Origin of the sequence: Pandoraea sp. PE-S2R-1, assembly GCF_002179865.1 — a bacterium.
In the GTDB taxonomy this organism is placed as follows: Bacteria; Pseudomonadota; Gammaproteobacteria; order Burkholderiales; family Burkholderiaceae; genus Pandoraea.
Map to the genome: position 1 here is coordinate 36,241 of NZ_NGUR01000013.1, position 13,377 is coordinate 49,617.

Annotated in this window: 11 protein-coding genes; 6 read left to right on the forward strand and 5 right to left on the reverse strand. The window is 64.7% G+C overall.

Annotated elements, in window-relative coordinates; all coding sequences use genetic code 11:
- The first annotated feature begins 3 nt into the window (after positions 1-3).
- The 3 genes from CDV44_RS16165 to CDV44_RS16175 are packed head-to-tail and all read left to right on the forward strand — an operon-like array spanning position 4 to position 5,143.
- A complete protein-coding gene (locus CDV44_RS16165) occupies positions 4-1,560 on the forward strand; it encodes an efflux RND transporter periplasmic adaptor subunit (RefSeq protein WP_087688945.1) in 1,557 nt (518 codons plus the stop codon).
- Entirely contained in the window at positions 1,557-4,772 is a 3,216-nt protein-coding gene (locus CDV44_RS16170; RefSeq protein ID WP_087688946.1) for an efflux RND transporter permease subunit, read from the forward strand. The genes CDV44_RS16165 and CDV44_RS16170 overlap by 4 nt, the downstream gene beginning before the upstream one ends.
- Positions 4,769-5,143 (forward strand): copper-binding protein, encoded by a 375-nt coding sequence (locus CDV44_RS16175; protein WP_249277587.1) that lies wholly within the window; start codon positions 4,769-4,771, stop codon positions 5,141-5,143. The genes CDV44_RS16170 and CDV44_RS16175 overlap by 4 nt, the downstream gene beginning before the upstream one ends.
- Positions 5,144-5,221: 78 nt before the next feature.
- On the opposite strand, the gene epsC is transcribed toward CDV44_RS16175, so the two are convergent.
- The 5 genes from epsC to CDV44_RS16200 all read right to left on the reverse strand — a co-directional run bounded on the left by epsC (position 5,222) and on the right by CDV44_RS16200 (position 10,197).
- Positions 5,222-6,157, reverse strand: a complete 936-nt coding sequence (gene epsC, locus CDV44_RS16180) for a serine O-acetyltransferase EpsC (RefSeq protein ID WP_087688947.1) — start codon at positions 6,155-6,157, stop codon at positions 5,222-5,224.
- 94 nt (positions 6,158-6,251) lie between these two features.
- On the reverse strand, positions 6,252-7,124 hold the full coding sequence (locus CDV44_RS16185; RefSeq protein ID WP_087689113.1) for an ABC transporter permease: 873 nt from the start codon (positions 7,122-7,124) through the stop codon (positions 6,252-6,254).
- 53 nt (positions 7,125-7,177) lie between these two features.
- The gene (locus CDV44_RS16190; protein WP_087688948.1) at positions 7,178-7,972 is read right to left on the reverse strand and encodes an ABC transporter ATP-binding protein; all 795 of its coding nucleotides are present in this window, start codon (positions 7,970-7,972) and stop codon (positions 7,178-7,180) included.
- A 1-nt stretch (position 7,973) separates the two neighbouring features.
- On the reverse strand, positions 7,974-9,005 hold the full coding sequence (locus CDV44_RS16195) for an ABC transporter substrate-binding protein (protein ID WP_371328781.1): 1,032 nt from the start codon (positions 9,003-9,005) through the stop codon (positions 7,974-7,976).
- Positions 9,006-9,303: 298 nt separating this feature from the next.
- Positions 9,304-10,197 carry a Crp/Fnr family transcriptional regulator gene (locus CDV44_RS16200; RefSeq protein ID WP_087688950.1) on the reverse strand — a complete coding sequence of 298 codons (894 nt, stop codon included), beginning with the start codon at positions 10,195-10,197 and terminating at the stop codon, positions 9,304-9,306.
- A gap of 167 nt (positions 10,198-10,364) precedes the next feature.
- On the opposite strand from CDV44_RS16200, the gene CDV44_RS16205 reads away from it, so the two are divergent.
- The 3 genes from CDV44_RS16205 to CDV44_RS16215 are packed head-to-tail and all read left to right on the forward strand — an operon-like array spanning position 10,365 to position 13,377.
- The gene (locus tag CDV44_RS16205) at positions 10,365-12,023 is read left to right on the forward strand and encodes an FAD-binding protein (protein ID WP_087688951.1); all 1,659 of its coding nucleotides are present in this window, start codon (positions 10,365-10,367) and stop codon (positions 12,021-12,023) included.
- Positions 12,020-12,349 carry a ferredoxin family protein gene (locus CDV44_RS16210; protein ID WP_087688952.1) on the forward strand — a complete coding sequence of 110 codons (330 nt, stop codon included), beginning with the start codon at positions 12,020-12,022 and terminating at the stop codon, positions 12,347-12,349. Before CDV44_RS16205 ends, CDV44_RS16210 begins: the two co-directional genes overlap by 4 nt.
- The gene (locus CDV44_RS16215; RefSeq protein WP_140413488.1) at positions 12,349-13,377 is read left to right on the forward strand and encodes an ABC transporter substrate-binding protein; all 1,029 of its coding nucleotides are present in this window, start codon (positions 12,349-12,351) and stop codon (positions 13,375-13,377) included. Before CDV44_RS16210 ends, CDV44_RS16215 begins: the two co-directional genes overlap by 1 nt.

A 13,377-nucleotide genomic window follows, 5' to 3' on the forward strand; every position in this document is an offset into this window, starting at 1 on the left:
AACATGAACAAGAAACCTCTGGTCATCGGCATCGCCGGGTTATTTGCCGCCGCTGCGCTGCTTGGCACGGGCTACGTCGCAGGCAAACGCGAAGCGGCGCCGATGTCGGTAACTGCAATGGCTGACGGCAAGGCCGACGCCGCGCCGACCGGCACTGCCGCGCGCAAAGTGCTGTACTGGCACGATCCGATGCAACCGAATCAGCACTTCGACAAGCCCGGCAAGTCGCCCTTCATGGACATGCAACTGGTACCCGTCTATGCCGACGAAGCGGCCTCGAACGGTATCAAGATCAATGCCGATCTACAGCAGAATCTGGGCATCCGCTACGCCACGGTCCGCCGGCAGGCGGTGAGCGAAAGCTTCGAGGCGGTGGGCAGTACCCAGTTCGATGAGTCGCAAGCGGATGTTGTCCAGTCGCGCGTGACCGGCTACATCGACCGACTGTATGCGAGTGCGCCGATGCAACGGGTGAAGCAAGGGGCACCGATTGCGTCGCTGTACGTGCCGGACTGGCTGCCGCCGCAAGAGGAATACCTCGCGCTCAAACGCAGCCACATGGACGACGGCATGCTCGCCGCTGCACGCGCCCGCATGCGCGCTTTGTCCATTCCAGACGGATTGATTGCGGCGCTGGATCGGACTGGCACTGTGCAAACCCATGTCGTGTTGCCCGCCCCGCGTGCCGGCGTGCTGACCGAGTTGAACGTGCGCAACGGCGCGATGGTCACGCCGGGACAGACGCTGGCGAAGGTCGCTGGCCTCGCGAAGCTCTGGGTCATCGTCGACATTCCGGAGGCGATGGCCGCCCGCGTGCAGCCGGGCATGACCGTCGACGCCACGTTGGCCACCGACGCCTCACAACACCTCACCGGCCGGATTCGCGAAATCCTGCCCGGCATCAATCCGAACAGCCGCACGCTGGCCGCCCGCCTCGAACTCGACAACGCCGACGGCAAGCTCACACCCGGCATGTGGCTCCGGGTTCGCATCGCGGGCCAAGCATCCGCCCCGCGCTTGCTCGTGCCTTCCGAGGCAATCATCGCCACCGGCAAACGCACAGTCGTCATCGTGCAGAACAGCGACGGCCGTCTGCAACCGGTCAACGTCACGGTCGGCAGCGACTTCGGCAACGACACGGAGATCGTCAGCGGACTGAGCGACGGCCAGCGCGTCGTGGCGTCGGGCCAGTTCCTCATCGACTCGGAAGCCAGCCTGAAATCGGTGTTGCCCGTTGCAGACGCCCCGCCGCCCATGATGCCCACGATGCCCATGACACCGGACAAGCCTGCCAGTGCATCGGCGGCAGCCGCGGCGAGTGCATCACCAACGTACGAAACCACGGGCAAAGTCGAATCGGTTACCCCCGAGGGCATCACGTTTTCGCATCAACCCGTACCGGCGCTCGGCTGGCCCGCGATGACGATGTCATTCGGCAAAGCATCGCCGACGGCCTTTGCCGAGGTGAAACCGGGCCAGACGCTGCACTTCGTGTTCCGGCAGACCGATGAGGGATTCCAGTTGACGAAGGTCGAGCCTGTCGGCGGAGGCCAGCGATGATTGCCCGCATCATTCATTGGTCGATCCACAACCGCTTTCTGGTGTTGCTGGCGACCGTACTCGTCGCGGCGTGGGGGGTGTACTCGCTTGCGCGAACGCCGCTCGATGCCCTCCCCGACCTGTCGGACACACAGGTCATCATCAAGGCGTCGTATCCGGGCAAGGCACCGCAGGTCATCGAAGATCAGGTGACCTATCCGCTGACGACAACGTTGCTCGGCGTGCCCGGTGCCAAGACGATTCGCGCGTATTCGTCGTTCGGCGACGCATTCATCTACGTACTCTTCGACGACAAGACCGACCAGTACTGGGCGCGCTCGCGCGTGCTCGAGTACCTCAATCAAGTGCAAAGCCGCTTGCCGCAAGGCGCGACCGTAGCACTCGGGCCGGATGCCACGGGCGTGGGCTGGGTCTACGAGTACGCACTGGTCGACCGCACCGGCAAACATGATCTGGGACAGTTGCGCGCGCTCAACGACTGGTTCATCAAGTTCGAGCTGAAGTCGGTGCCGGACGTTGCCGAGGTGGCCTCGCTTGGCGGGATGGTCCGGCAGTATCAGGTGGTCCTCGATGCGGACAAGCTGCGCGCCTACGGCATCACGCACAGCGCCGTGATCGACGCGTTGAAGAAGGCCAATCAGGCATCGGGCGGCTCGGTGGTGGAAATGGCCGAATCGGAATACATGGTCCGCTCCACCGGCTATCTGCAAACGCTCGACGATTTCCGCCACATCCCGCTGCGCAGCGACGACGCAGGCACGCCGGTACTGCTCGGCGATGTCGCACGCATCCAGATCGGTCCGGAAATGCGGCGCGGCATCGCCGAATTGAACGGCGAAGGCGAAGTGGCCGGCGGGGTCATCGTCATGCGCTCGGGCAAGAACGCGTTGACGACGATCGACGGCGTCAAGGCTCGACTGGCTGACCTGAAGAAGTCGCTGCCGCCGGGCGTCGAGGTGGTCACGACGTACGACCGGTCACAACTGATCGAGCGCGCGGTCGACAACCTCAAAGACAAGCTGATCGAAGAGTTCATCATCGTCGGGCTGGTCTGCGCGGTCTTCCTGTTTCATTTGCGCAGTGCGTTTGTCGCCATCCTGTCGTTGCCGCTGGGCGTGCTGGCCGCCTTCATCGTCATGCGCTATCAGGGCGTGAACGCCAATCTGATGTCGTTGGGCGGCATTGCCATCGCCATTGGCGCCATGATCGACGCGGCTATCGTCATGATCGAGAACGCCCACAAGCATCTGGAAGCGTTCGAGCACGCGCACCCCGGCACGCCCCTCACCGGCGCGAAACGATGGCAGTTGATCGCCGGCTCGGCGGCCGAAGTGGGGCCTGCGCTGTTCTTTTCGCTGCTCATCATCACGCTGTCGTTCATCCCGGTGTTCTCGCTCGAAGGACAGGAAGGCAAACTGTTCTCGCCGCTCGCGTTCACCAAGACCTACACGATCGCGGCGGCGGCCGGGCTGTCGGTAACGCTCGTGCCGGTGCTGATGGGCTACCTGATTCGCGGGCGCATTCCACACGAGGCGTCCAATCCCATCAACCGGGTCTTGATCCGGCTTTACCGGCCATTGCTGGAGCGAACTCTGCGGCGTCCATGGGTCACCATCGGCATCGCCGTCGTGGCGCTGATGCTGACGGCGATCCCCATTTCGCGACTGGGTGGCGAGTTTCTGCCGCCGCTCGACGAAGGCGACCTGCTCTACATGCCGACCGCGTTGCCGGGCATTTCGGCAGCCAAAGCCACGGAATTGCTCCAGCAGACGGACCGCCTGATCAAGACCGTGCCGGAAGTTGCGACCGTCTTCGGCAAATCGGGGCGAGCGGATACGGCCACGGACCCGGCGCCGCTGGAAATGTTCGAGACGACGATTCAGTTCAAGCCGCGCAGCGAATGGCGGCCGGGCATGACGCCGGAGAAGCTGGTCGACGAACTGGACCGCACGGTCAAGGTGCCGGGCTTGTCGAACGTCTGGGTGCCGCCGATCCGGAACCGGCTCGATATGCTCTCCACTGGCATCAAGACCCCCGTGGGTGTGAAGATCTCCGGCCCGGACCTGACGCAGATCGACAAGATCGCCACGCAAGTCGAGGCGGCGGTGAAACCTGTGCCGGGTGTGACGTCGGCGCTTGCCGAGCGTCTGAACGGTGGCCGCTACATCGACGTGGACGTCAACCGGCAGGCGGCGGCTCGCTATAACTTGTCGGTGGCAGACGTGCAGTCGGTGGTGTCGTCGGCGGTCGGTGGCGAGAACGTCGGTGAAGTGATTGCGGGCCGGGAGCGGTTTCCCATCAACGTGCGCTATCCCCGGGAAGTTCGCGATTCGCTTGAGTCGCTTCGGCAACTCCCGGTCGTCACCGACCGGGGCGCGCAGATCCGGCTGGCCGATGTGGCCGATATCAAGCTGACCGACGGGCCGCCGATGATCCGCAGCGAAAACGCCCGGCTGGCCGGCTATGTCTATGTGGACATTCGGGACACCGACCTCCAGTCGGCGGTCAAGGCCATGCAGCACGCGGTCGCACAGAAGGTCGTGCTGCCGCCGGGATATTCCATCGCGTGGTCCGGTCAGTTCGAATATCTGGAGCGAGCCGCCACGACACTGCGCACAGTGATTCCGATCACGCTCGCGGTCATCTTCATCCTGCTGTTCCTCACGTTCAACTCGGCGGCAGACGCCGCCCTGCTGATGTCGACGGTGCCCTTCGCACTGGTTGGCGGCTTCTGGCTCATCTGGATGCTGGGTCACGCCGTGTCGGTCGCCACGTCGGTCGGCTTCATCGCGCTGGCCGGTGTCGCGGCGGAATTCGGCGTGGTGATGCTGCTGTATCTGAAAGGCGCCCTCGACCGCCGGCTGGCCCTTGGCGAACCGTTGAGCGAAGCCATGCTCAGTGACGCCATTCGCGAAGGCGCTGTGTTGCGGGTGCGTCCGAAAGCCATGACGGTGGCCGTCGTCCTCGCCGGTCTCGTCCCGATCATGGTCGGACATGGCACCGGTTCGGAAGTCATGCAGCGTATTGCCGCACCGATGGTCGGCGGCATGGTCACGGCACCGCTGCTGTCGATGTTCGTTATTCCCGCCGCCTGGTTCTTACTCCAGCGTCGCCGCTTGCGACAAGCGCAACGCGCTGGCCCCGATGCAACACCCCCGGCTGTTTCCTCTGGCACGGACGTGCCTTCCCTTACCTCTGGAGAAATGCAATGAAGATGAAGTCAATGACGATGCTTGCGATGGCGGTACTTGCCGCGAGTTCCACCGCCGCCTTTGCAGCAGGCGACATGAGCAACATGGGCAATATGAACGGCATGGCCATGTCGCCGTCGGCGCAAGGCACCAAGCCCGCCGCCGCAGGGCAGCTCACGGATGCCGTGGTGCGCAAGACGGACACCGCGACGGGCATGGTCACCATCAAGCACGGGCCGCTGGAAAACGTCGGCATGCCGGCGATGACGATGGCGTTCAAGACCCGCGACGCCGCCATGGCCGCGCAGGTGCATGAGGGCGACAAGGTCAAGGTGCGCGTGGAAAACGTCAACGGCACCATGACCATCGTTCGGATGGAAAAGCAGAACTAAGACGAGGAACCGGGGGCGACGTGCCACAACGTGGCGTCGCCGCCTGGTTCTGTCAGTTGATGCGCAGCAACGACCGGATTAAAGCCGGTCGCTCTCGTCCCGCGACGACGCACCGGCTTCGCTGCGCGACTTGGCCTGTGTGATGTTGCTGTACGGCGGCACGTCTTGCGTGAGCCAGACGTTCCCGCCGATCACCGAACCCTGACCGATGGTCACACGACCGAGAATCGTCGCGCCCGCGTAGATGACCACGTTGTCTTCCACAATCGGATGGCGCGCGAGGCCCTTGCGCGGATTGCCGTCGTCGTCCGCCGGGAAGCGCTTGGCACCGAGCGTCACCGCCTGATACACCCGTACGCGCTGGCCCAGAATGGCCGTCTCGCCAATCACCACACCCGTGCCGTGATCGATGAAGAAACCCGCGCCGATCTGTGCGCCCGGGTGAATATCGATGCCTGTTTCGGAGTGCGCCTGCTCGGCAATGATGCGGGCGAGCAGCGGCAGTTCGAGCCGGTACAGTTCATGCGCGAGACGATGGTGAATCATCGCGAGAATGCCCGGATAGCACAGCAGTACCTCGTCGACGCTGCCCGCCGCCGGATCCCCCTGATAGGCCGCCAGCACGTCGCAGTCGAGCAGTTCGCGAATCTGCGGCAGGCGCCGTGCAAACTCCTGAACCGCCACATGGGCGCGCTCTTCCACCAGCGTCGCGTCGATGTCGGTGTCGTGCCTGTCCTTGTATCGCCACTCGAGCCGCACCTGCTCCGCCAAGCCGTTCAGTGCACTGGCAAGCGCATGACCGACGTAGTAGTTTTCGCCCTGCTGATGGAGTTCGAGCGGGCCGAGCCGCATCGGAAACAGTACGCCCTTGAGCAACCCGACAACGTCGGCGAGTCGCTCGCGCGACGGCAGGTCGCGCCCGCCGGGTTCGAGAAAACGCCGCTGCCGTTCGCGCCAGCGAACACGTGCGGCGTGCAATGAGGTAACGACGTCGTCAATATCAAACGCTGCCACGAGTGATGCTCCTGCTTTTGAAATTGCCGTCGACGGCAATCAAATGTCGAATTGATGCGCGTGCCGCTACCGGTCGCCGGGCGTGGCGCTCACTTCACGCCGTCTGCATGCCCCAGCGCCGCACGGTCACGCGCGCCAGCGTGTCGAATACGAGATGCTCGACGATGAGCCCGATCACGATCACCGTCAGCAAACCGGCAAAGACGCGATCGGTATAAAGCTCGTTGCGGTTCTGGTAGATGTACCACCCCAGTCCGCCACCGCCCGTATTCGCACCGAACACCAGTTCCGCAGCGATCAGCGTGCGCCATGCAAACGCCCAGCCGACCCGCAGCCCGGACAGTACCGAGGGCAATGCCGCCGGGGTGAGAATCCACGCCACCTGCCGCAATCCGGAGAGTCCGTAGTTGCGCCCGATCATGCGCAGCGTCGGCGAAACCGCCTCGAAACCTGTGTAGATGCTCAACGCCAGCGGCCATAGTACCGCGTGTACGAGAACAAAGAGCAGGCTGCCTGTGCCCAGCCCAAACCACAGCAGTGCCAACGGCAGCAACGCAATCGAGGGCAACGGGTTGAACATGCCGGTCAGCAGCGCCAGCAGGTCACGCCCGGTCGCGCTGGCCATCGCCAGCGACGTCAGTGCGAAGGCGCAAAGCACCCCTAGCGCATAGCCGCGAAGCAAGACCCATAGCGACGCGGCGGTACGGCTCAATAGCTCGCCGCTGACCCAGCCGTCCCACCACGCGCGGGCCGTGGCGCCCGCCCCCGGCAGGAGCAGATCGTTGTCGACCAGACGTGCTGCGACTTCCCACAGCACGATCAACACGATGCCGATGGCGAGCTTGCGCCAGACGGAGACGGGGATCGCCCAACGGTTCGGCTGGGTATCGACGGAGACGTTCGACTCAGCCGCCGTCTCGACGACCGCTTCGCGCGTGCTGGCACGACGCGGTGTACGCGGATAAATGCGCTCCTGACGCTGCGCGGGCCGCAGGCGGACGACTTCGGAGGGCAACTGGCTCACAACGCCTCCTTGGCGTACTGGCGCGGCACGGGCTCATCCTCGCCGAACAACAGATCGTGAATGCGGGTTGCGGCTCGCTGAAACGCGGGTGTGCCCACGTCGTCGAGCGCGAACGCACCCGCATCGAGTTCTGCACGCAGACGGCCGGGCTGGGCGTCGAGCAAGACAATACGGTTGCCCACGATCAGGGCCTCTTCAATGGAATGGGTGACGAAGATAAGCGTCACGCGCGTGCCGTCCCACAGTCGCAGAAGCTCCTCCTGCATGCGGGTGCGGGTCAGCGCATCGAGCGCGGCGAACGGTTCGTCCATGAGCAGCACACGCGGGCGCACCGCGAGCGCGCGGGCAATCGCCACGCGCTGCTTCATGCCGCCGGACAGCGTGTGCGGAAACGCGTTGGCGTAGCGCGAGAGTCCGACTTTATCCAGCGTCTCCAGTGCCCGCTCACGCGCGTCCGTCCGGGAAAGCCTCAACGCCGCGCGCAACGGAAACATGACGTTCTGCACGACCGTCTTCCACGGCGCCAGTTGATCGAACTCCTGAAACACGACCATGCGGTCGATGCCGGGCTTGTCGATGCGCTGTCCGTCGAGCCTAATCTCGCCGCGCGTCGGGCTCACGAACCCGGCAATCGTCTTGAGCAAGGTCGATTTGCCGCAGCCCGACGGCCCGAGCAGCACGAAGCGATCGCCGTCATGGACATCGAACGACACATCGCTCACGGCCTGCACACGCCGCCCATGGCTGCGAAATTCGATGTCGAGGCCGCTAACCTCAAGCACCGCCGCCATCTCAGCTCCCTTGCCCCAGCGCGGGTTCTGCGAAGAAGTAATCACGCCACGACGCCGGCTTGTGACGCACGGCACCCACGCGTTGCATGAACTGCGCCAGTCCCAGCGTGTTTTGCGGCGTGATCGAGAAGTCGACCTTCGGGTCTTTGATGATGCTCACCAGCAGCTTCTTGTCGGTCTTCGCCTGATTCACCCGGATGTAGATATCGGCGGCGGCCTCTGGCTGGTGTTTGACGAAGTCCGCCGCCCGGGCGAGCGCGAGCACGAAGGCGCGATACGTCTTGGGGTTGTCGTTGCGGTATTTCTCGGTCGTGTAGAGCACCGTGGCCGAACTCGGGCCGCCGAGCACCTCGTACGAATCGAGCACGATGTGGGCGTTCGGGTTGGCGGCCAGTTCCTGTTCCTGAAACGGCGGTGTGCCGAAGTGGCCCGTGATCTCGGTGCCGCCCGCAATGATCGCGGCGGCAGCATCAGGATGCGCCATGGTCTGCGTGAGCTTGTCGAGCCGGTCGAATGCCCCGTCGCCCCATTGTTTGGCTGCCGCGTATTGCAGCACGCGCGACTGGACCGAGACGCTCACGGCGGGCAGCGCGATGCGGTCCTTCTCGGTGAAGTCGGCGATCGTGCGCACCTTCGGATTGTTGCTGATGAGGTAGTACGGCAGGCTGCCCAGCGACGCCACGCCCTTCACGTTCTGGCGGCCATACGTCCGGTCCCAGACGGTGATGAGCGGCCCGACACCGGCCCCAGCGATATCGATCGCGCCCGAGAGCAAAGCGTCGTTGATGGCGGCCCCGCCCGAAAGCTTCGCCCAGTCGACCTTGACGTCCACGCCCAGCTTGCGGCCCTCCTGCTCGATGAGCTGCTGATCGCGTACCACATTGAGCAACAGATAGACGATACCGAATTGCTCGGCAATACGGATACGGCCTTCCGCGTGCGCCGCAGGCACTGCGGTGGCAAACGACAGGCCCACCAACAACAGGCGTAGCGCGTGTCGACGAATACCGGACGGTTTGAAACGTTGGATCAGATGCGAAGGCGCGAGCTTGTGCAGCGTGTGCAGGAAGGAATGGGCAAAACGCATGGCGGAGGGCGTCCTCAAGGGCGTGCGGGATGTGTGCAGAGAAGCCCGAAAGTAGCGGTGCCGCGCTGTCGCGGTCAACGAAGCAAATCAGACAAGGTTATGGCGCTCAGGCATAAGCCGTGAGCCCTTTGCCCGCACCATTCGGCCGCCCCGGCCCATCGGTCGCTCATGGCCACCGCAAAGTCGAATCGGTGCTTTGCGTAGCAGAAATCACGCGAAGGACTGTCGGCTTGGTGACAGATCGTTACGCGTCATCGCGCCCAGAATGACCTTCATCGACGCCCTCACTGATGGCGCGCAGTTGCGCCAGATCGAGCAGCGTGATGCGCCCGTACCGAATCCGCACGATGTGCCGGTCCAGAAACCAGCGGAATTCGCGATTGAGGTACTGGCGCGAGGCCATCAGCAGTGCCGCGAGGTCTTCCTGCGACAACCGCAGGCTGAGCGCGATACCGCCAGCCCCGCCGTGGGTATCAGCCGTCTCGGGCACGCCATAGCGCTTGGCCAGCGCGAGCAACTGATAGGCAAGACGCGTGCGGAACGGAGTCAGGCTATGCCGCCCCAGTCGGTCGTGAAGCCCGCGTGCACGCCCGGCAATCAGGCGCAGCAACGTGGCCGTGAGCGTCGGGTCGCGCGCCAGTTGGGTATGGAGCGTATGGGCAGGGATATGAAACAGCCGCGTGAGACCCCGCGCCCGCTGATTGTGGACTGAGGTTTCGCCGGTCAGGACGGCAATGAAGTTGGCGACCTCGCCGGGCGGGATGAAGTCTTCGACAGCACGTCCGCCCTCGGGGCTCGACCACTCCCATTCGAGCACGCCGCTGAGGATGACGTGAATGTCCGGGCAGGCCTCGCCCGCGCCGTAGATGAGCGTGCCATCGGGATAGGTCCGCAGATGGCCCGCGCAGACAAGCGCTTCGAGCACGTCGTCAGGCCAGTTGCGCAGGCCGGCGTTGTTGCGAAACGCGGTCCAGACGATGTCGCGCTGTTGCGCCGTCAGGTCGCGCCCGCTCGACTGCAACGGCAAATGGCTCGCCGCCTGAAGGGCGATTCGCTGACCGGCATTGGCGTAGCACGGTGCGGCGTGAGGGTCGGTCGTGGGGGGCGTATCAAGTGCGTCGGGTGCAGGTGCTTCCATGTCGCCACTGGCTGATAGAGAGAGGAATCGAGGGGTGCGGTGATGCGGGGAATTGACCACATTACCCCGTTTCGCGCGCCTGCCAAGTGACGAATCGGCATATGGAAATTCATGCGGGACGGGTGCCGTCCCGCGTTTCGAATAGTGATCATCAGGAGGTGGTGCCAATGAGTGAAACCAATGCGCAGGTGAGAAAACCCGCAAATGCGGTGTCCGATGCCTTCGTCGGCAAGCGTCTCGACGCCGACGTGCTGGTGATTGGCGGCGGCCCCGCCGGGACGTGGGCCGCCATCAGCGCGGCGGCCAACGGGGCGCGCGTGGTGCTGGCCGACAAGGGCTACTGCGGCACGTCCGGGGCGACAGCGCCGTCAGGGACCGCGGTTTGGTATGTGCCGCCGACGGGTGACGCCCGCGAACGGGCCAAGGCGAGTCGCTTCGAGATGGGCGGGCAACTGGCCGAATCCGTCTGGATGGACCGCGTGCTTGAACAGACATGGACCAATGTTCAGCAACTGGCGCAATGGGGTTATCCGTTTCCGGTCGATGAATTCGGCGAAGAACAGCGCACCTCGGTACAAGGGCCTGAGTACATGCGTCTGAAGCGCAAGCGCGTGAAGGAAGCCGGTGCGCGCATTCTCGATCACAGCCCTGCCCTCGAACTGCTTGTGAACGATGACGGCGCCGTCGCGGGCGCGGCGGGCGTGAACCGTCAGACCGGCGAGACGTGGCGCGTTCGCGCTGGCGCCGTCGTCATCGCCACTGGCGGCTGTGCGTTCCTGAGCCGGGCGCTGGGCTGCAACGTCCTCACCGGCGACGGCCAACTGATGGCCGCCGAAGCCGGGGCCGAGCTCTCCGGCATGGAATTCTCGAACGCCTACGGGCTCGGGCCGGCGTTCGCGTCGGTCACCAAGTCGATGTTCTACAAGTGGGCGACGTTCTACGACGAAGACGGCGTGAAGATCGACGGTGCGGGCTCGGCGCGCGGGCGCGGCGTCATTGCCCGCGAACTCCAGACGCGCAAGGTGTTCGGTTGCCTCGATCTGGCCGATGAACAGATTCGTGCGTGGATGCGCACCGCCCAGCCCAACTTCTTCCTGCCCTTTGATCGGCTGGGTATCGATCCTTTCACGCAGCATTTCCCGGTGACCTTGCGATTGGAAGGCACCGTGCGCGGCACGGGCGGCCTGAACGTCACGGGCAACGACTGCGCGACCTCCGTTGCCGGACTCTATGCCGCAGGCGACGCGGCCACGCGCGAACTGATTTGCGGTGGATTTACCGGGGGCGGCAGTCACAACGCGGCATGGGCAATGTCGTCGGGCTTCTGGGCAGGGGCCGGTGCCGCCGGTCACGCCCGGGCGAATCGCGACGCGACCCCGGGCACGCTGTATCACGCGGGCACCGTTGCCCTTCAAACCACCTCGGCGCATGCCCGCATCGACAGCGAGCACATCGTGAAAGCGGTGCAAGACGAAGTGTTTCCGTATGAGCGCAACTGGTGGCGCAGTGCCGACGGGCTCGAAGACTCGCTCGGGCGGCTCGACACGCTGTGGGCACAACTGCGCGCGAGTGCCCCGGCGCAAACGGCAGCCGAAGCCGTGCGCGCCCGCGAGGCCGCAGCCATGGTGGCGACGGCGCGCTGGATGTACCGCTCGGCGCAGCAACGAACCGAGACGCGCGGCATGCATCGCCGCGTCGACTATGCCGCCACCGACGACGGCCAGCATCACCGCCTCATCAGCGGCGGTCTCGATGACATCTGGGTGCGCCGGCAAGCGGTGAAGTCAGCGGTTCTCACCCCGGAAAACGACGGAGTGTTCGCATGATCGAAATCGTGAACGAAGCGCGCTGCACCGGCTGCAACATCTGCGTGCGCGCCTGCCCGACGAACGTGTTCGACGCGGTGAAGGACGGTATTCCGCAAATTGCCCGGCCCGACGACTGCCAGACATGCTTCATGTGCGAACTGTATTGCCCGGAAGACGCGCTGTTTGTCGCCGCCCACGCCGACCGGCACATCACGGCCGACGAGGCGAGCGTGCTGAAAGAGTCGCTGTGGGGCAGCTACCGCGATGCGGTCGGCTGGGGGCCGGGGCGGCGCTCTACGGCGGCGCTCGACGCCAGTTATGTTCTGTTGACGAAGGCACATTGATGACGCAAAACAAGCTCTCCCCGGTCTTGCTGACGGACTCGCAAACCGATGATCTGACCGCCCACGAGGCGGTCTCCACCACGCGTCGCGCCCTGCTCAAAGGCGCGCTCGCCAGTGGCCTGCTGCTCGCTGGCGGTACCGCACGCGCCGCGACCAACAACGGCAAGACGCTGCGCTTCGGCGTGATCGGCCCGGCACGGGCGCCGGCGGCACCCACCGGGTATGCGCTCTCACGCGGTTACTTGCTGCGCGAACTGGCCCCGCTCGGCTTCACGGAAGTGCGGTTCGACATGTTCCAGAACGGCCCCGATCTCAACGAAGCGTTCTTCTCTGGCACGCTAGACGTGGGCATCTACGGCGACACGCCTGCGGTCGTCGCACGCTCACAGGGGCTCAAGGGGCGCCTGATCGGCTTTGAGGAAATCGGGCTGGCGAGTTGGCTGCTGACACCGCGCGGTGGCGTCAAGAGCATCAAGGAACTGGAAGGCAAGTCAATCGGCGTGCCGCTGGGCTCTTACATCCACCGGTATCTGCTCGGTGTGCTCGATGGCGCAGGCCTCACGGGGCGCACGCGCGTGGTTCACATGCTCGGCCGCGACGCCGGTGCAGCGCTGGAACACGGCTCATTGGGGGCGTATGCGGCGCAATCGGATCTCGGGCCGACACTGGCCGCGGCAGGCTATCCAGTGATCGACCGCGCCAACGACCACCCGGAGTTGCTGGGGTCGTCAGTCATCGTAGCGTCGAACGACGTGCTGGCTCGCGCACCGCAGTTGCCCGCCGCGTGGAACCGCGCCCGGCGTGCTGCGCTCGCCGATATCGACCGCGACCCGCAGGCGTATTTCAACTTCCACAAGCAAACGAGCGGCATCGCGGAGGACGCGATCCGGATCTCGCATCCGATCTCCAACTATCCGGCCGATCCCCTGCCCGCCTCGGGAATTCAGATTCTCGACGGGGTCAAACGCTTCCTGCTGAACGGCAAACTCATTCGCAACGATTTCGCGTTGCAGCAGTGGCAAACCTGA

Coding starts and splice junctions, on each gene's coding strand:
- CDV44_RS16165 (WP_087688945.1), top strand. CDS start 4: ATGAACAAGAAACCTCTGGTCATCGGCATCGCCGGGTTATTTGCCGCC.
- CDV44_RS16170 (WP_087688946.1), top strand. CDS start 1,557: ATGATTGCCCGCATCATTCATTGGTCGATCCACAACCGCTTTCTGGTG.
- CDV44_RS16175 (WP_249277587.1), top strand. CDS start 4,769: ATGAAGATGAAGTCAATGACGATGCTTGCGATGGCGGTACTTGCCGCG.
- CDV44_RS16190 (WP_087688948.1), bottom strand. CDS start 7,972: ATGGCGGCGGTGCTTGAGGTTAGCGGCCTCGACATCGAATTTCGCAGC.
- CDV44_RS16200 (WP_087688950.1), bottom strand. CDS start 10,197: ATGGAAGCACCTGCACCCGACGCACTTGATACGCCCCCCACGACCGAC.
- CDV44_RS16205 (WP_087688951.1), top strand. CDS start 10,365: ATGAGTGAAACCAATGCGCAGGTGAGAAAACCCGCAAATGCGGTGTCC.
- CDV44_RS16210 (WP_087688952.1), top strand. CDS start 12,020: ATGATCGAAATCGTGAACGAAGCGCGCTGCACCGGCTGCAACATCTGC.
- CDV44_RS16215 (WP_140413488.1), top strand. CDS start 12,349: ATGACGCAAAACAAGCTCTCCCCGGTCTTGCTGACGGACTCGCAAACC.